Annotated in this window: 12 protein-coding genes and 3 pseudogenes; 2 read left to right on the plus strand and 13 right to left on the minus strand. The window is 57.7% G+C overall.

What is annotated here, in order from left to right:
- Positions 1-6: 6 nt before the first annotated feature.
- The 10 genes and pseudogenes from EDF75_RS13435 to EDF75_RS13475 all read right to left on the minus strand — a co-directional run bounded on the left by EDF75_RS13435 (position 7) and on the right by EDF75_RS13475 (position 11,785).
- Complete coding sequence (locus EDF75_RS13435; protein ID WP_133599761.1) at positions 7-1,761, minus strand: ABC transporter substrate-binding protein; 1,755 nt, start codon at positions 1,759-1,761, stop codon at positions 7-9.
- A gap of 20 nt (positions 1,762-1,781) precedes the next feature.
- Positions 1,782-2,990: a GNAT family N-acetyltransferase gene (locus EDF75_RS13440; RefSeq protein WP_133599762.1), complete on the minus strand. Its 1,209-nt coding sequence runs from the start codon at positions 2,988-2,990 to the stop codon at positions 1,782-1,784.
- A gap of 10 nt (positions 2,991-3,000) precedes the next feature.
- Positions 3,001-4,221 carry an acyl-CoA dehydrogenase family protein gene (locus EDF75_RS13445; RefSeq protein WP_133599763.1) on the minus strand — a complete coding sequence of 407 codons (1,221 nt, stop codon included), beginning with the start codon at positions 4,219-4,221 and terminating at the stop codon, positions 3,001-3,003.
- A gap of 27 nt (positions 4,222-4,248) precedes the next feature.
- On the minus strand, positions 4,249-5,400 hold the full coding sequence (locus EDF75_RS13450; protein ID WP_133599764.1) for an LLM class flavin-dependent oxidoreductase: 1,152 nt from the start codon (positions 5,398-5,400) through the stop codon (positions 4,249-4,251).
- Entirely contained in the window at positions 5,397-6,803 is a 1,407-nt protein-coding gene (locus EDF75_RS13455; protein WP_133599765.1) for an LLM class flavin-dependent oxidoreductase, read from the minus strand. The genes EDF75_RS13450 and EDF75_RS13455 overlap by 4 nt, the downstream gene beginning before the upstream one ends.
- Before the next feature lie 22 nt (positions 6,804-6,825).
- Complete coding sequence (locus EDF75_RS27625; protein ID WP_463671432.1) at positions 6,826-7,677, minus strand: ABC transporter ATP-binding protein; 852 nt, start codon at positions 7,675-7,677, stop codon at positions 6,826-6,828.
- Positions 7,678-7,695: 18 nt separating this feature from the next.
- Positions 7,696-8,466, minus strand: a pseudogene (locus EDF75_RS27630) (ABC transporter ATP-binding protein); the annotation flags it as partial.
- Positions 8,467-8,478: 12 nt separating this feature from the next.
- Positions 8,479-9,315, minus strand: coding sequence for an ABC transporter permease (locus EDF75_RS13465; RefSeq protein WP_133599767.1), 837 nt, complete (start codon positions 9,313-9,315; stop codon positions 8,479-8,481).
- Positions 9,316-9,317: 2 nt separating this feature from the next.
- On the minus strand, positions 9,318-10,271 hold the full coding sequence (locus EDF75_RS13470; protein ID WP_045858055.1) for an ABC transporter permease: 954 nt from the start codon (positions 10,269-10,271) through the stop codon (positions 9,318-9,320).
- A complete protein-coding gene (locus EDF75_RS13475) occupies positions 10,268-11,785 on the minus strand; it encodes an ABC transporter substrate-binding protein (protein ID WP_241721480.1) in 1,518 nt (505 codons plus the stop codon). Before EDF75_RS13475 ends, EDF75_RS13470 begins: the two co-directional genes overlap by 4 nt.
- 371 nt (positions 11,786-12,156) lie before the next feature.
- On the opposite strand from EDF75_RS13475, the gene EDF75_RS13480 reads away from it, so the two are divergent.
- Positions 12,157-13,482, plus strand: a complete 1,326-nt coding sequence (locus EDF75_RS13480) for an LLM class flavin-dependent oxidoreductase (protein ID WP_243733535.1) — start codon at positions 12,157-12,159, stop codon at positions 13,480-13,482.
- Between the two features lie 144 nt (positions 13,483-13,626).
- Here EDF75_RS13480 and EDF75_RS27365 read toward each other — a convergent pair.
- The 3 genes and pseudogenes from EDF75_RS27365 to EDF75_RS13495 form a co-directional block, all read right to left on the minus strand.
- Positions 13,627-13,828: pseudogene (locus tag EDF75_RS27365) on the minus strand (helix-turn-helix domain-containing protein); the annotation flags it as partial.
- 273 nt (positions 13,829-14,101) lie between these two features.
- On the minus strand, positions 14,102-14,896 hold the full coding sequence (locus EDF75_RS13490) for a PD-(D/E)XK nuclease domain-containing protein (protein ID WP_133599770.1): 795 nt from the start codon (positions 14,894-14,896) through the stop codon (positions 14,102-14,104).
- A gap of 229 nt (positions 14,897-15,125) precedes the next feature.
- A pseudogene (locus EDF75_RS13495) lies at positions 15,126-15,924 on the minus strand (helix-turn-helix domain-containing protein).
- A gap of 638 nt (positions 15,925-16,562) precedes the next feature.
- Here EDF75_RS13495 and EDF75_RS27095 point away from each other — a divergent pair.
- A complete protein-coding gene (locus tag EDF75_RS27095; protein ID WP_166646171.1) occupies positions 16,563-17,216 on the plus strand; it encodes a hypothetical protein in 654 nt (217 codons plus the stop codon).
- Positions 17,217-17,287: the final 71 nt, after the last annotated feature.

Below are 17,287 nucleotides of genomic sequence, written 5' to 3' on the forward strand. Positions count from 1 at the left end.
GCCCCCTTAAGGCTTCAGCGCAATATTGGTGATATCGGCCTGGGTCGCCAGCGAAGACCACGTCCAGTTTGTGACGCGCTCAGACGTCACCGCAATGCGGCGTTTCTCAAACAGCGGGATCCACGGCAGATCAGCGGAGACCAGGCGGTCAGCTTCCTGCCAGATAGGGCCAGGGTTGTCCGAGCTGTAGGCCTGCTTCGCTAACTGGTTCAGCTTGTCGTTGCTGTAGCAGATGGCGTAGACGTTGCCGCGCCCGCATGGCGAAGCATCTGAATTCAGCCAGCCTCCGAGCAGCATGCGCGTCGCCGGACCTTGCCAGTCAGGGGAGGTCTGACCGAGTGCAAGATCCCAGCGGTTTTCCGGGCTTTGTAAATACGACATAAACTGCGGCGGCGGCACCGGGATCAGGTTCAGGCGAATCCCCGAGCGGGCCAGATCTTCTTTGAGGATCACCGCCAGGGTGCTGAACTGGTTATTGGCGCGATAGACCAGATCCAACGTCAGCCCATCCGCCAGTCCGGCCTCTTTCAGCAGCGCTTTGGCTTTTTCCGGGTCGCCTTTACTGTCCGTGGTGGCGTACGGATCGAACGGCTCATGGCCGAGCAGGGTGCTGGTGATAATCTGCCCCAGGGGCAGCGCGGCGATTTTCCCACCCTGCGCCTGCACCAGGTGCGACTTGTTCACCGCGTAGGCCAACGCCTGGCGCACGCGCAGGTCGCGCAGGGCTGTTGCGCCGGCGCTCTTCGCCTGCGGCTGAGCGTTAATGGCGATGAAGTTCGCCGCACCGCTGTTGGCGGCGTGCAGATACGGGCTCTTTTTCAGTAGATACTGACGAACCGCGGCCTGCGGCGGTACGTCAAGGTACAGCGACAGATCCGCATCGCCCGCCTGAATACGCTGCATCACGCTGTCTTCGTTGTTGCCGGTAAAACTCACCTCGATGGCGTCAACCCAGGCTTTACGCGCCGGATCTTCCGCGTGGTTGTAGTCTTTCACTTTGCTTAATACCAGCTTCTGGCCGCTGGCGTAGCTGGCGACTTCATATGGCCCGCTGGACGGAAAGTTTTTGCGAAACTCCTGTGAGTCCGGGAAGTAGCGCGAAGCGACCTCTTCCGGCAGCGGGGTGACGAAGTTCATCGACAGAATGTTGAGGAAGTCGTAGTTTTTGCTGTCGGAGCGCAGTACCAGCGTTTTGTCGTCTGGCGCGCTGACGCCTGCAATCTCGTGGCCGTCAATGAACGCCTTGCTGGCGGCAAGATCGCCGGTAGCGACTTTACCGAACGCCTGGCAGTAATCGGCAAACCCGGAGAAAGCGAGGTTAAAGTAGTTCACCGCCGCCACCTGCTTGTTGGGATCGCAGAAACGCTTGATAGCGTAGACGAAGTCTTTTGCCACAATGGGGCGCGTCGTCGGCCCGGCGAAGCGAATACCGTCGCGCAGGTGGAAGGTGTAAGTTTTGCCATCGGCGCTGACGTCCCATGATTTTGCCAGATCGCCAACCAGCGTGGTGTCATCCTTCAGGCTGCTGGTCGAGCCGGGGTAGGTGACCAGCTGGCGGGTGACCGCCCGCAGGATCTCCCACGAGTCAACCGAGTAGCCGGTCAGCGGATCGAAGGCGTCAAGATCCGGCTGTAATGAGGCAATCTTCAGCGTGCCACCGGGCTGCGGCGCAGCCTCTTCGGCAAACGCCGGAACCATTGCGCTAGTGATGAAGGCAACAAAAAGGGCCTGGCCCATCAGGGGCCAACGAATGCTGTGCATCAAAAAATCTCCAGAAAAAGTTAGAAGAAAATTCCCGACCAGGGATGTTCATGACAGGCCAGCAAGCGCGTCAAACGCGTGGTGGACTGCGAATGGTGAGGCTGAATACGGCGTGCGGCCACGAGCTGGTGAGCGGTGTATTCGCCGAGCAGCAGCATGGCAAGCGCATCGATACCCAGCGAGATATCCGCCTGGCCGGCGCTGCGCTGAATGCCGTTAGACGATAGCCGCCAGACGCCGCGGTTTGCCTCAATCAGAGGGTCATCAATCGCCAGCGTGAGCGCCTCGCCGTCGCCAAGGGCTCGGGCGTTAAACGTCCGCTCGACGTTGAGGATTCGCAGCCAGCTTTCGTCGATGCGCCTGACTTGCTGCACCGCGCGGGGATTTGCCAGCAGCAGCGGCAGGGCGTCATCCACCGGGCGGTGCGGCAGTTCGATATAGCGCGCGATATCAAGCTGCAGCAGATAGCCGAACAGCTGCGCGGCTATTTGCGGGTCAGCGGCGTGCAGATCGTCAACCACCAGCGTGCGCTCAGTGCTGTACAACCAGTTGTCGTCGGGCCTGGCGTGATAGCGCACAAAGCCCTGAGGCTCGCCATCCTTGAGCGCCAGCGCCACATAATGGTTCAGGCTGCTGTGCGCCAGACGATGCTGCTGGAGCGCCCACCACTGCGGCCAGCGGGTCAGCGTGCCGGCGTGGCGCTGCGGGTAGCGCGTCACGACGGTTTGTTGCGCCTCCCAGGCGTCGGCGTAAGGCAGCAGGCGAATATCACCTTCGGCGGCGGGCAGCGATGACAGCTCGCGTTTATCAACTCTAAGATCCTGAATAGCCGTGGCGATACCGTAGCCGAAGCGCCCGTAAATGGTGCCCTGCGAAGCGCGCAGCGTGGCGACGGCTACCCCCTGCTGGTAAAGATCGGCCAGCTGTTGGCTGAATAGCGCCCGCAGCACGCCGCGACGGCTGAAGTGGGGCAGGACGCCGACGTGGGTGACGGCGGCATGCGGCACGCGCTGGCCGCCCGGCAGAGTCAGTTCGCCGGGGAAACTGTTGCTGGTGCCCGCTAATTGGCCGTCGAACGAAGCGGTATAAACGCGCCCCGGCACCACGTAGCGTTCGGCCCACGCCTCCACCGGCGTGACGCCCCCGGGGAGGCCGAACATCGCCTGGCGAAACAGCGTCGCGGCAGCGAGCAGCTCGGCGGGGTCATAGATAATCCGAATCTCCGGCATCGTCGCTTCCTTAGCGTTTCGGCGGCGAGTAGACGCGCGGCGTCGGCAGCTTGCCGCTCAGCACGTAGTCGCCCACTTCTCGCGTACGATAGGTCACCGGATCGTGCAGCGTGTGGGTACGCACGTTACGCCAGAAAACGTCCAGCCCGTACTGATTGCTGGTGGATCGCCCGCCGGTCAGCTCAAAGATCTCGTTGCTGATTTTTAGCGCCACGTTGTTGGCAATGACCTTGGCCTGATCGGTTAGCAGCGCCAGTTCGCCCCATTGGGTTTCGGTGAGATCGTCGCCGGCATGGAAGGCATCCTGGAAGGCGTGCGCGGTTTTTTCCGCCAGCGCGATCCCGGCGGCGAGATCGGATGAGAGCTCGCCCGCTTTCAGCCGGTGATACGGGTCTTCCAGCGCGCTCTCCACGCCGGACTCCGGCCACGGGCGTACGGTGTCACGGAAATAGGCGGCGGCCTGCTTCAGCGCGCCTTCGGCAATGCCGAGGTAGAAGTGGACAAAAATCAACTGGCTGAACTGGTTGCGCAGGGCGTTGCGCAGCAGCGCGCTCTCCGGCTTCTCCTCCAGCCCGGTGAGGCGATCTTTCTCCTGAAGACGCACGCGGTTGAACTCCAGCGTACCGCTGGCGGTCAGGCGCTGGCCGAGGTTGTCCCAGTCATCGTTAAAGACGATCCCCGGCCGATCGGCGGTAACCTGGTACTGCACCAGCCGATCCTCTATCCATACAGCGATGGTCATTACCTGCGAAACGGCAGCGCCAGTGGCAAAAGTGCGACGCCCGGTGACGTAGAGATCGCTACCGTCCCATTCCAGCTTCAGGCGCGGGTCACGCGGGTTGCTGATGCTCGACTGGAACCAGCCTTCGTTGGCGACGCCGCGGGCGATAAACTCCCACTGCTCGCGGTTGCCGAGAATGTAGCTCCAGACACCGTTGGAGTAGTGGTAGGCGATCAGCTGGCCGATCGAGCCGTCGGCAGCAGAGATAATGCGGCCAATCTCCAGCGCCTGCACCAGATTCGCCCCTCCACCGCCCAGCGACTTCGGCACCGCCAGCTTGAGCAGGCCGCTCTGACGCAGCCAGTCTATCTCTTCAAACGGATGTTTATTGGCGCGATCGCGCTCCAGCAAGGTGGCATAGAGACGGTCCGCGACTTCCTGAGCCACTACTTTCCAGTGGACGAATTCCTGGTGGTTAAGTCCTGCATAAATGTCCTGAGCATGGCTCATAGTTCCTCTCTTAGGGGCGATGTTTTTTTATGGTTGGAGTGGTGAGTGCAGCAGTCCGCTGCGGCGTAGCAGGGCACCTGCGCCCTCGGCAAACCAGTAAGCTTCTTCAAGATGCGGCTGACCGGATAAAATAAAGTGTTCAATGCCCAGCGCGTGGAAGGCCTGGATCTTCTCCGCGACCTGCTGGTGGCTGCCGACGATGGCGGTACCTACGCCGCCGCGCACCAGCGCGTAGCCGCTCCAGATGTTAGGGGCGATCTCCAGCAGACGGACGTTTTCCGGCGTCACCTTCTCGGCCTGAATATCGTCAAGCAGAGCGCTCATGCGCTTTTGCCCGACGGATTCGGTGCGCCCCAAAAGCAGCTGGGCGCTTTGAATGCGCTCCGGGGTTATGCCGAGCAGCAGGCGGGCGGCCTCACGCCAGGCCTCTTCTTCGCTGTCGCGGCTGATGACGTGAAAGCGGATGCCGAAGCTCGGCGTACGCCCTTGGGCGGCGGCCAGCGCGCGCACCGTCGCCAGCTGCTGCGCGACCTGTTCAGGCGGTTCGCCCCAGCTAATCCAGGTGTCGGCCTGCGCGGCGGCAACCTGCTGGGCAGCCGGGCTGGAACCGCCGAAGAACACCGGCGGCACTGACCACGGCGAGGGTAGCAGGGTGGCCTGCTCAAGCTGATAGTGCTCGCCGTGAAAATCGAACGGCTGGCCGCTGTTCCTGGCGTGACTAACGCCTTTAAACGCGGCGATAAACTCGCCGCTGCGGGCGTAGCGCTGGTCGTGATCCAGCCGGTCGCCGTAGCGGCGCTGCTCAACCGGATCGCCGCCGGTGACGATATTGATCATCAACCGTCCCTCGGTCAGCCGCTGGAAGCTTGCCGCCTGATGAGCGGCCAGCGTTGGCGAAATAAAACCCGGACGGAAGGCAACGATAAACTTCAGCCGCTCGGTGTGTTGGCTAATAGCCATGGTGCTGAGCCATGCGTCTTCGCACCAGCTGCCGGTCGGTGTCAGTACGCCTTCAAAGCCCAGGCGCTCTGCGCTGCGGGCAATATCGATCAGATAATCGAGGGTGGCGGGGCGGAACTGGCCGCTGATGCCGCTGATGTGCTGAGAGTCATCGCCTGCGCCGACGATCCCCCGGCTGTCGCCATTGGTCGGTAGGTACCAGTGCAGATGGATGCTCATTGCACCTCCTGAGGATAGCCGTCTGTTAATTGACGAAAGCGGGTGCCGGGGTGATCGTCGCGCAGCCGCTGCTGCCCGCGACCCTGCAGGCGTTCGCGTAGGGTGAGCGACGTACCGTCCGCCCGACGCATGCGTCCCCGCGCCTGAAGTTCCGGCACCACCCAGCGGACAAAATCTTCGAAACTGCCGGGGCTGATGGCGTAGGCGAGGTTGAAGCCATCAACCCCGGAGGCGTCGGCAAAGGCTTCCAGCTGGTCGGCGACGCTCTGCGGACTCCCCACCAGCGTCGGGTGAATGCCGCCGATGCCGATGTAGTTACTGATATCGCCCACCGTCCACTGGCGCTCGGCGTCAATGCGCGTCAGCCCGGCCAGCGCCGAGCGGCTGGCGTTGGTTTCGATATATTTGAGCGGCTCGTCCAGCGACCAGTCGGACCAGTCCACTCCCGTCCAGGCAGAGAACAGCGCCAGCGCCGCTTCCTGACTGGTGTAGTTGAGGTAGTCCTGGAATTTGGCGTGTGCCCTGGCATCGTCCTCATCGACCACCACGCTGATGGCGGTGATAAAGCGAATTGCCTCGGCGCCGCGCCCCTGTTCATGCGCCAGGGTGCGAATTTTGTCGATATTCTGCGCGATCGACTGCGGCGTGGTGCCGCCGAGGAACACGACTTCGGCATTCTGTGCAGCAAACAGACGACCCCGGTCAGAGGTGCCTGCCTGGAACAGCACCGGCGTTCGCTGCGGGCTGGGTTCAGAGAGGTGCGCGTCCGGCACGGTAAACCAGCGCCCCTGATGGCGGATCGGGTGGACTTTGGCGGGGTCGGTATAGACGCCCGCCTCGCGGTCACGGCGTACCGCATCGTCTTCCCACGAGCCTTCCCACAGCTTGTAGGTCACCTCAAGGAACTCCTGCGCACGCTCGTAGCGTTCGTCGTGGTCCATCTGTTTTTCCAGCCCGAGGTTACGCGCGGCGGACTCCAGCACCGACGTTACGATGTTCCACGCCACTCGCCCCTTGGTCAGGTGGTCGAGCGTGGTGAACTTGCGCGCCAGCAGATACGGATGCTCGTAGGTGGTTGAAACGGTGATGCCAAACCCCAACTGTCGGGTGGCGGCGGCCATCGCCGAGACCAGCAGCAGCGGATCGTTGACCGGCGACTGCGCGGCGGTACGCAGCGCGGCATCGGGTTTGCCCTGGTAGACGTCTATCTGCCCCAGCGCGTCGGCGATAAACATAGCGTCAAAACCGGCCTCATCGAGCAGGCGCGCAATGTGCAGCCAGTAGTCGAGAGTCGTGTATTCGCTGGCTCGGTCATCGGGGTGCCGCCACAGTCCGGCGGAGACATGGCCGACGACGTTCATCATAAAGCCGTTGAATAACAGCTGTTTTTTTGCGGTTGTCATGGTGCGTCCTTATAAAAATGGATCAGGCAAAACGTTTTAACGCCGCGTCCGTCGCGCCCGTTGGCAGCAGGTAGCTGGCGGCCAGCAGCTGCCGGGTGATCGGATGACGATCCGCGGCGTACAGCGCGTGGCGCGGGAAATCGTCCACTATCTGGCCGCGGGCCATTACCACAATGCGCTGGCAAAACTGCGCGACCAGGGCCAGGTTGTGGCTGATAAACAGGCAGGTCAGGGCGTGCTGGCGATGCATGCGCGTGAGCAGCGCCATTACCTGCGCCTGTACCGTGAGATCCAGCGCGGAGGTGGGTTCGTCGAGCAGCAGGAAGCGGGGATTCACCGCCAGGGCGCGGGCGATATTGGCGCGCTGGCGCTGACCGCCGGAGAGCTGGTGCGGATAGCGCTGCAGCAGAGCGACGTCCAGCCCAACTTCGCTAAACAGGGACCTGGCGCGCGCTACCGCCTGCGGGCGCTGTGCGACCGTGCCAAGACGGAACTGCGGGCGAACCAGCTGCTCTTCCAGCGTCAGACGCGGGTTGAATGAGGCCAGGCTGTCCTGAAAGACGCACTGAAGCTGACAACGCAGAGTGGTGATGCTGTCCTTATCCTTGTTGCTCACCAGCTCGCCGGCAAAGCGCATTTCTCCGCGATCGCCTGGGATCAGCTGCGCCAGCAGCCGCGCCAGGGTGGATTTTCCGGACCCGGACTCGCCGATAATGCCGACAATTTCGCCGCGCTGAACGGCCAGGCTGACGTCGTTAACCGCCGTAACGGCCACCTTTTTCGGCCACCAGCCCCGCGTCTCCCGGCGCCAGAAATCTTTTCCCAATCCGTGGGTTTGCAGCAGCGGCGCGTCTTCGTCGTGGTATTCGGCCACCGGCGTGGTGTTCGGCCACGGTACCGCCGCCAGCAGCGATTGGGTATACGGGTGCTGCGGCGCGGCGATAAGGTCAGCCGTTGACCCCTGCTCAACGATGCGCCCGTGCTGCATAACTGCGACGCGGTCGCTTAACGCGGCCACCACGCCGAAATCGTGAGTAATGATCAGCAGCGCCATCTGCTGCTGCTGGCACAGCTCTTTGAGCAACTGGAGCACCTCGCGCTGCACGGTGGCGTCCAGCGCGGTGGTGGGCTCATCGGCAATCAGCAGCCGCGGGCGGCACATGGCGGCGAGGGCAATCAGGATACGCTGGCGCATACCGCCGGAAAGCTGGTGCGGATAGAGCGCCATTACCTGCTCCGGCTGACGGATTTTCATCCGGGTAAGCCACGTCAGCGCCTCATCACGCAGAGCGCGCCGCCCCAGCGCCGGATGCAGGCGGCGCAGATTGTGCTGCAGCTGCTTGCCCACTCGCCATGACGGGTCGAGCGTGGAAAGCGAGTTCTGAAACACCATCGCAATATCGTGTCCGCGCAGACGATTAAGCCGCGCGGTGGATTGGTGCAACAAGGGCTGGCCGTCAAAAGCGATGCTGCCGTTGACCGTCGCCTGGCCCGCGGGAAGCAGGCCGAGAATGGCGGCGGCGGTGACGCTTTTTCCGGAACCGGATTCGCCCGCAAGCGCCAGCACTTCGCCGGGAGCAACGGTCAGGGAGACATCGTCCACCGCCTGCACGTTCTGGCGGTGAAAAAGCACGTTAAGGTGGGCAATCTGCAGCAGGCTCATGGTTGCCGCTCCTTATTGGTAAGGGTCAAGGAGATCGCGCAAGCCGTCCCCCAACCAGTTAAAAGCCAACGACAGCAGCACGATCGCCAGGGCTGGGGCGGTAGCGACGTGCGGCGCACCGAGGATCATCATCTGTGCGCCTTCGCCAACCATGCGTCCCCAGTCCGCCTGCGGTGGCTGTACGCCGAGGCCGAGGAAGCTGAGGCCGGCCAGAAATACCACCATGCCGCCGAGCAACGAGGTGGTGTAAACCAGCAGCGGCGTCGCCACGTTGGGCAGGATTTCACGGAACAGAATGTCGACGGTCGACGCTCCCTGGGCGCGTAGCGCCTCGACGTACTCTTTCGCCGCCTCGGCGCGAGTATCCCGATAGACCACGCGGGTGAGGTAGGGAATGACGCTGCAAATCAGGGTGATGATGAGCGTCGGATAGCCGCTGCCCAGCACCGCCGAGAGGCCGATGGCCAACAGCACCATCGGGAAGGCGAACAGCATGTCCATACTGCGCATAATCAGTTCGGAAAAGACCGAGGCGCGAAAACCTGCCAGCATGCCGAGCGCGAGGCTAATCAGCGCGGCGAAGATAATCGGCAGCACCGAAGCCGTAAGCAGGCTACGCCCGCCCCAGATGATTCGACTCAGTACGTCGCGCCCCTGATTATCCAGGCCGAGTAAATGACCCGGCGTTCCCGGCGGCGCCAGGCGCAGGCCGTCAAACGAAGCGAGCGGGTCGTATGGCGAAAGCCACGGAGCCAGCAGAGAGACCAGCAGCGCGGTGAGAAAAATAAACAGGCCGAACAGTGCCAGCCCGTGTCGGGAGAGCCGGCGCAGGAACAGGGTCGTGGTCATGATTAGCGGGCTCCCTGGTGGCGCGGGTCGAGCCAATCCTGCAGGATGTCGCTGAGCAGGTTGACGGCGAGGAAGCAAGCGGCAATCAGCATTACCCCGGTCTGAATGGTGGGGTAGTCCTGGCCAGCCGCGGCGTTGTACAGCTGGGTGCCAATGCCGGGCCAGGCGAAAATTTTCTCGATAAAAATGACGCCGCTCAGCAGGTAGCCGATTTGCAGCCCGGTAATACTGACAATTGGCGCCAGAAGATTGCGTCCGAGATGCCGCCATAGCAGCAGCGCGGTGGGATAGCCTAGCGCACGGTAGGTGCGGATGTAGTCGGCATTCATAATGCCAATTACGCTGTTACGCACCTGACGAGCGAGGATCAGCATTGAGATCAGCGCCGTCGAAAGCGCCGGTAAAAACAGATGGTGCAGAAGATCGCCGAGTCCGCGATCGCCGCGCATGTCGTACATGCCGGAGACCGGAAACCAGCGCAGCTTGACGGCGAACAGCCAGATGAAAAACACCGCCAGCCAAAAGATGGGGACGTTGTGGCCGAGCTGCACCAACAGCATCACCAGACGGTCACGGCGGGTGTTCTGCCACAGGCCGCACGCCACGCCGACCGCCACGCCGGGGATCAGGCACATCAGCACCGCGGCGCCGGTAAGGATGGCGGTATTGGCGAAGGCGCTACTCAGTACCTCTACCACCGGCGCGCGCAGGGTCAGCGAAGTTCCCCAGTCACCGCTGAACAGATTTTTCAGCCACAGCAGGTACTGGACCGCCGCCGGTTTATCCAGTCCGTAGACGTGACGGATCTGCTCGATAGCTTCGGCGGAGAGCTGGCCGGCCAGCGCGTTGGCGATCGGGTCGCCGGGTACCAGCTTAGCAATCAGGAACACCAGCAGCGAGATCAGAAACAGCAGCGGGACGGCCTGTGCCAGCCGAAGCAGTACGATGCGTATCATGATTTCAGCCACACGCGGGTCAGGTCGTAGAAGTTCTGCGCCGGTACGTTAAAGCCCTGGACGGCAGGCGAGGTGGTAAACACGCGGTTCAGCTCCAGCAGCGGGACGAACGCCGCCTGCTGCTGGAACTGCTGGTTGACCTGGTGCCACAGGGTCAACGCTTTCTGACGGTCGATGGTGACGCTGGCCTCGGCAATCAGCGGCGCGACGCCGGTAATCACCTTTTCGCCTTTGCCCCGCGAAACCACGTAGTTTTTCCACGCCACGTTCAGCCACTGCGGGCTAATCAGCCCCCACTCCATGGTGAACAGCCCGGTATCATCGGCGAGGTTGGCCAGATGCGAGCTGTAGGTGATCCACTCCTGCGACACGACCTTCACGGTAATGCCGACCTTGCTGAGATCGCGCTGGATCCACTCGATAACCGGCTGGTTCTGGTCGTAAGTGATGATGGTGAAGCTCACTTCGCCGGGCTGGTAGCCCGCATCGGCCAGCAGCTTTTTCGCCCCTTCCGGGTCGTAGGCATAGTCTTTCTGCTCGGCCAGAAAAGCTTCATTAGAACGGTTGAGTATGCTGTAGCTCGCCACCGCGTGGCCGTTGAGCAGCGATTTCACCAGCTCTTCGCGGTTGATGGCCTTAATCACCGCCTGACGGACCGCCAGCTGGCTGGTATATTTATTGGCAAAGTTCCAGCCGAGGAACAGCTGGTTGGCCTCTGTGCTGTCGTGCACCGTATAGCCGCTTTGTGAGAGCAGATCTACCGCGTCGGTCGGGGTACGTGACAGGATATCCACCTGGCCCGATTGCAGCGCGCTGACGCCAGTACTGCCGTCGAGAATTGGACGGAAGATCAGCCTTTCCATATACGGCTTTTTGCCCCACCAGTCGTCGTTGCGAACCAGCTCGGTGCGGTCGTTGCGTACCCGCAGCACAAAGCGGTACGGGCCGGTGCCGGTAGGGTGCTCAGCCAGCCCGTCCTGACCCCATTTTTTCAGCGCCTCCGGGCTGAAAATACCGGAAACCCAGTTGCCCTGCGGCAAGAAACGCAGGAAATCAGGGAAAGGCTGGTTGAAGGTGTAGCGGACGGTAAGCGGATCAACGACCTCAATTGCTTTCAGATCGTGATAGACCTGAGCCATGGTGGCCTGTGAGCGGGCGTCATAGTATTCAAACTGTGGGTCGGTATAACGGCGCACGTTAAAACGCACCGCTTCGGCGTCAAACGACGTGCCGTCATGGAACTTGACCCCTTCGCGGAGATGGAAGGTAAAGACGGTTGCATCATCATTGATTTCCCAGCGGGTCGCCAGTCCGGGGACGATCGGCGGGGTGCCCTGCGCCGCGGGTACGGAGAGATCTTCTGCGACCAACGACTCATAAATATGTTTATCAACCCGGTAGGTTTCATAAGAATACTGTCGGTTAGGATCGTAAATCGTCGGTTCCAGAGCCTGACCAATAATTAATATTTTGCCATAACGAGATTTCTCAGCGCTATCCTCAGCAAAGGACAAACCGGGCAGCCCTAATCCCATTAATAATGTGGTGGATATAGCCGTAAGCTGTAATAGCTTACGACGAGATAATAATATCCCGGATGGAAATTTATTGTTTTTCATGGCGATGTCCAATTTTTTGAATGCAGGTCTTTGTAATATTTGCCTGAATTTTATGTCTTTCCATCAGGTCTGAAGGCGATGTTAGCACTGGAAAAAAAAGAGCATAAATGCGCATTTGTGATTTTATATTCTATTTTTTAATTTGCGGTTTTCGACTTTGGATTGCCGGATTTAATAATTGTCGATAAGAATGGTTTTATTTATTGTCAGTTCTTTTTATTTCGGTAAATGACATGCGCAATAACATTATTCTCAGCGGGTTTACGATGGCGGCAGTTTCACATATTAACTACGGTATGTGGCGCGACCCGCAGGACCAAAGCCATCGTTATACCGATATTGAGTACTGGGTAGGTCTGGCGAAGCTGCTGGAAGAGAACGATTTTGACTGCCTGTTTATTGCCGATGCGCTGGGGCTGATTGACAGCTGGCAGGGCAGCCCTGCGGCCTCGCTTAAGCAAGGCATCCAGTCTCCGCTTATCGATCCGCTGCTGCTGGTCTCCGCCATGGCGGCACAGACAAAGCGGCTGGGGTTCGGTATCACCGTCTCCACTACCTATGAGCAGCCTTACCTGCTGGCGCGAAAATTTACCACTCTCGATCACCTGACCAATGGGCGTATTGCCTGGAACGTCGTGACCTCACAGTTGGAGAGCGCGGCGCGCAATCTCGGACTGGAAAAGCAGATCGATCATGACGAACGCTACGAGCGTGCCGACGAGTTTCTGACAGTTAGCTACAAATTGTGGCAGCACTCCTGGGAGCGGGCGGCGCTGAAGCGTGATAAGACGGAGGGTCTTTATACCGACCCCGCCAAAGTCCACCCGATCCGCCATCAGGGGCGCTGGTTTACCGTGCCGGACGCGCACCTCTCTGAACCCAGCCCGCAGCGGACGCCGGTCATTTTTCAGGCCGGGGGCTCGCCACGCGGCATTGATTTTGCTGCTCGTCATGCGGAGGTGGTGTTTGTCGCCGGGCTGGACGCCAGCGGCGTCCGTCGACAGGTCACGGCCATTAAGTCGCGGGCGGCGGAGTTTGGCCGCTCGCCGGGGGCAATTAAGTTTATCAGCGCGGTAACGGTCATTACCGCAGAGACCGAGCGTGAAGCGCAGCAGCGCTATTCAGAACGACGCGCGCGCTATGATTTACAGGGCGCGTTGATCCATTATGGCGCCAGCACCGGCGTCGATCTTTCCGGCCATTCGCTGGATGCGCCGCTGGCATGGCAGCAGACCAACTCTAACCGCTCGCTGCTGAAAATGGTCGCCGGCGAGGATGGACAACCGAGCCGCACGCTGCGCGAAGTATTTCATCCTGAGCAGGGGCTAGGGCGGCAGAAGACCTTTGTCGGCAGCGGTGCCAGCGTTGCCTGGCAGTTGGCGCAGTGGCTGCAAGAGAGCGATACCGATGGCATTAATCTTGCGCAGTGGCTTTCTCCAGGCTGTTTTGAGGATTTTGCCCGCTGGGTGATCCCGGAGCTGAAACAGCGCGGCCTGTTAGGGAACCCGACTGAGACACCGACGCTGCGTCAGCGGCTATTCCCCGAAGGCGGTGCCGAGCCTGCTGCCGATCATCCGTCGCAGCAAAATTAATACACGGAACGACTCGTTCTCCCAGTCGGTCGTAAGCGATAAAGGGCAGGGAAGTACCGTTGGCCCGGAGCTCGATAGTGCCATCGCGAGCCCGTTCATGAAGATTTTAGTTTATTAAGATGTTTTCTGTACTGTGGGCTTTATGCTCATACCAGATTGTCGGCGGTTAACCAGCGATAGCGGTCCGTGTTCGATAGCGCTCGAGTACCCGGCGGCAGTGCCTGTCAGAGATCTCAAGTCGGGTTGCTGCAAGACGCGTGGTAAGACGCCGGTCGATAACGTCCTGCAGGATCCTGAGTCGGTTGACATCGTTCATCGAGAAAAACTCCGTTCCGTATGCCGTCATGAGTCTCATCCTTTGAAAGCAGCGATCGCGGTGGCGAGACTGTAGAGAGCGGATATGTCTATATTTGGTCAGAGACGGATATCTCAATTTAGCTGTCATACCTTTTGTCAAAGCTCAGTGAAAATGTCTAATCAATGGCTCATTAGAAATGTCCATATGTTGGAAAGGCCGCTGCGAGAATCTCTTCTGCAGCGGCCTCTTTAGCATAACGTCATTGTGCGTACCAATTTTTAGTGCTGATCTTTACTGTTTATTCTAAGCATGTCATCACTATTATTTTGGTGAGATTATAACTTTAACATTAATGGCATTTGTACAGCGTTCTAAATCATTCTCGACACCTATTGGGTTCGCTATTCGTCCTTCAGGATCATAAACAAAGCATATTAGTGTCTTACAATCTGGATGAGTTTGATAGTGTGCAATATCAATAATTAATTGCTCTCCTACTTCTTTTTGCTTCAGGCCTTTTCTTGTCTTTTTTAATTCAATAATTATTTTTTCATTTTTAAGAAGAAAATCAACGCGCGTCGAAGAACCAGCATAGCTTGGCGTATATTCTTCAGGTCTGACATCGTCAAAGTGTATCTTTAACAGCGCATGAAACAAATCCTGAACATCATATTCATCATTTATTTCAATAGTTTGCCTGTCAGCGTGGCGCTGTTGAAGTTGTCTTGCAACTTTATGGAATTGATGGCAGATTAATTGAACAATATCGACTGGTTCATTCTTTGTTTCCATGAAGTTACCACTTATCCCATACTCTTTTATCTCGGCTATCATAGATGTGAGTAGTGATGATGCCTCATCCAAACCATGACAAAAAGCGTTATCAAAAACAGAATCTGGAGTATCTCCAAAAAATGCCATAACGCTATAGTTAATTGAACTAAATTCTTTTTTATGGTCTGAATCCTGACCAAATATTTTTGATATGGCTGTTTTAGTATTACGATCCCATAATGTGAAACTCGGGTTTTTCCCCGTGCTTCTTCTTTCTTGCTGAATAGTGGGAATCTCGGCCTTTTGTCTTTCTAATATTTCAACTGCTTTTTCTGGTGTCATCTTTTTTCCTTGAAAATAAAGCCATGAACATGGCACATCATGGACGCCACGAAGCGGTTCGGGGTTCTGTGACACTCGAACTTTACCTCGGTTTCCTATTTTATCCTTTGTATATAATATCATTGAAGTTATTTGTATTTCTCAGAAATTTTCTCAGGATTTGATTGCAGTAACTGCAAGATAGCGCACACATCGCCGCTAGTCAGTAAGTACGAGGTTTCCCTCATGTTCACCTTTTACCAAAGATGGTCTCAGAGCTCCCTTGAAGCTTTATCATGGCTTCAAGCAGGTCATCTTCGTTCAGCGAGCGCTGGGATTTGTTGATGCTAGGGGCGTGCCGTCTGCGGGAAGGCTCATCACCAGAACAAGGTAACGATTGTGAACGATTATTGTCCCGTTTTTTCTGGATCTGACGGGCAATATCCAACACATGGCCAAGTCTCTTGTTATCCGCAATTGCGACGGGATCTACCTCAGACAATCGGTCATAGGTGGAGTAGGGCAGCAGCACGCCATTTAGTCGCAGCTCCTTATGTCCGTCAGGATAGTGCCAGACATCAATATTGATGGTCACAGCCGTCAATCTGTATCAGCTCGCCAGTACAGGGCCGCCGGTAACGGGGCTGATGAATTTTCGGTGCGCGTTGTCTTCGGGGGATCCAGAGTCCGGCTTTTATCATCAGGCGCCTGATGGTTTCCTTGCCCAGGACCAGACCGTGAACTTCCTCCAGCTTTTCCCGGGCCAGCGTGGGGCCAAAATCGCGGTAGCGTTCTCGTATGATACTCAGTGCCAGGTCAGTCAGTGATGTGGGCAACAGGCGGTTGCCAGTGCGACCGCGACTCTGGTTGTTCATACCAAGCGGTCCGGACTGGCGATAACGCTTCAGCAGACGACTGCAATGACGTGGCGTGATGCCGAGCATCTCAGCAGCCTGACCAGGACGCAGGTTACGTTCTATGACATCCTGAAGGATTTTGAGGCGGTTGATTTCTTTCACGGTGAACATCCCGGCGTCATGCATAGCCATAGAAAACTCCTCATCAGGAAAAGTGAGTCGTTGACCAGACATACAGGTCTGAGAACTATAGACTGGACATTCCTAAATGAGCCACAAATAGACATTAGCATTGAGCCTCTACACCTTTGGTACGCATAATGTATATTATGTTAAATGATATTCATGGGTCCATTACTTCATGGTTCGCTCATGCGGCCACAGAAATCAGCATGTTGTTAACTTTGAGATACTTCCCTTTTATTGCATTAGGTCTGTCGTACATTTACTTCATCTCATCAAGTAACGTTGACAGATGGCCCAGATAAAAGTCATCGCCTCTGAACGATCCATTGTTTTTGGGGATTACCTCTCCCCCGGTACCACCAATTCCATGACGCGATGCGAGACCAGGCGATTCGAAGCTGTTTGCTGTAGCAGTGTTTAGTCTGTCGTTCATTTAGTTCATAACCGGCCGCAGATTACGATTAATCATACACTTACCCATCCCCCATCTTCCTCTTGCAGGACGTTATGACAGACTTTTTTCATTATCTAGAATCTACGTGGCTGGCTACCATTGAAAGTGGAGCTATATTTGAAACTAGATACGAAATGCTTTGCATACTGCTCCGCCATGACACACTGCTGCGCTCGTCTGAGAGGCAACCATGAACCATAAGTTATCCCGCTATGCAGCCCAAACACGTGAGAAACCCGCAGAATCTGCCGATACTGCTGCTAAAGCGACCATTGCCTTTGAGATAGCCCAGACTGACTACGAGCAGATGTTTGCCAGTTGCCAGATCCGGCCTGAACGGCAGGACGACGTGGCTTGGTACGTCGCCCGGCTGGTTAATTATCGGCCGCGTTACGAGAATGTCAGCAATCACGTCGGAATACCGTGGTGGTTCATTGGGATCATCCATGCTCTGGAGTCAAGTTTCAATTTCGCGACGCATCTGCACAATGGCGACTCCCTCAAAGCTCGTACCTGGCAGGTACCAAAAGGACGCCCGCTAAAATGGAACCCGCCGAATGACTGGGAAAGCAGCGCATTGGATGCTCTGACCTACCAGGGCTTCACTGGTAAGCCGGACTGGTCGCTGACGGCGGCGCTTTATCGCTGGGAGCGCTTTAACGGCATGGGTTACCGCAAGAAAGAGATAGACATTCCCTCTCCTTATTTATGGAGTTTTTCCAATCACTACAGTAAGGGGAAATTCGTCAAGGACGGGAAGTTCGATCCAGAGAAGCAGTCCCAGCAATGTGGCGCGGCTGTCATGCTTTTTGCGCTGAAGAAAGCAGGTCATGTCCAAATCTGAATAGCTGCGCGTAATATCAAAACAACCGGTTTTGAACACCATTTCGTTGGTTATTTTCTCTGCTCTCTGGT

This window comes from Klebsiella sp. BIGb0149 (genome assembly GCF_004362605.1).
Taxonomy (GTDB): Bacteria; Pseudomonadota; Gammaproteobacteria; order Enterobacterales; family Enterobacteriaceae; genus Klebsiella; species Klebsiella terrigena.

What these genes read in the sequence shown, in the direction of transcription:
- EDF75_RS13435 (WP_133599761.1), bottom strand. Translation starts at nt 1,761, where the DNA reads ATGCACAGCATTCGTTGGCCCCTGATGGGCCAGGCCCTTTTTGTTGCC.
- EDF75_RS13440 (WP_133599762.1), bottom strand. Translation starts at nt 2,990, where the DNA reads ATGCCGGAGATTCGGATTATCTATGACCCCGCCGAGCTGCTCGCTGCC.
- EDF75_RS13445 (WP_133599763.1), bottom strand. Translation starts at nt 4,221, where the DNA reads ATGAGCCATGCTCAGGACATTTATGCAGGACTTAACCACCAGGAATTC.
- EDF75_RS13450 (WP_133599764.1), bottom strand. Translation starts at nt 5,400, where the DNA reads ATGAGCATCCATCTGCACTGGTACCTACCGACCAATGGCGACAGCCGG.
- EDF75_RS13455 (WP_133599765.1), bottom strand. Translation starts at nt 6,803, where the DNA reads ATGACAACCGCAAAAAAACAGCTGTTATTCAACGGCTTTATGATGAAC.
- EDF75_RS13465 (WP_133599767.1), bottom strand. Translation starts at nt 9,315, where the DNA reads ATGACCACGACCCTGTTCCTGCGCCGGCTCTCCCGACACGGGCTGGCA.
- EDF75_RS13470 (WP_045858055.1), bottom strand. Translation starts at nt 10,271, where the DNA reads ATGATACGCATCGTACTGCTTCGGCTGGCACAGGCCGTCCCGCTGCTG.
- EDF75_RS13480 (WP_243733535.1), top strand. Translation starts at nt 12,157, where the DNA reads ATGGCGGCAGTTTCACATATTAACTACGGTATGTGGCGCGACCCGCAG.
- EDF75_RS13490 (WP_133599770.1), bottom strand. Translation starts at nt 14,896, where the DNA reads ATGACACCAGAAAAAGCAGTTGAAATATTAGAAAGACAAAAGGCCGAG.
- EDF75_RS27095 (WP_166646171.1), top strand. Translation starts at nt 16,563, where the DNA reads ATGAACCATAAGTTATCCCGCTATGCAGCCCAAACACGTGAGAAACCC.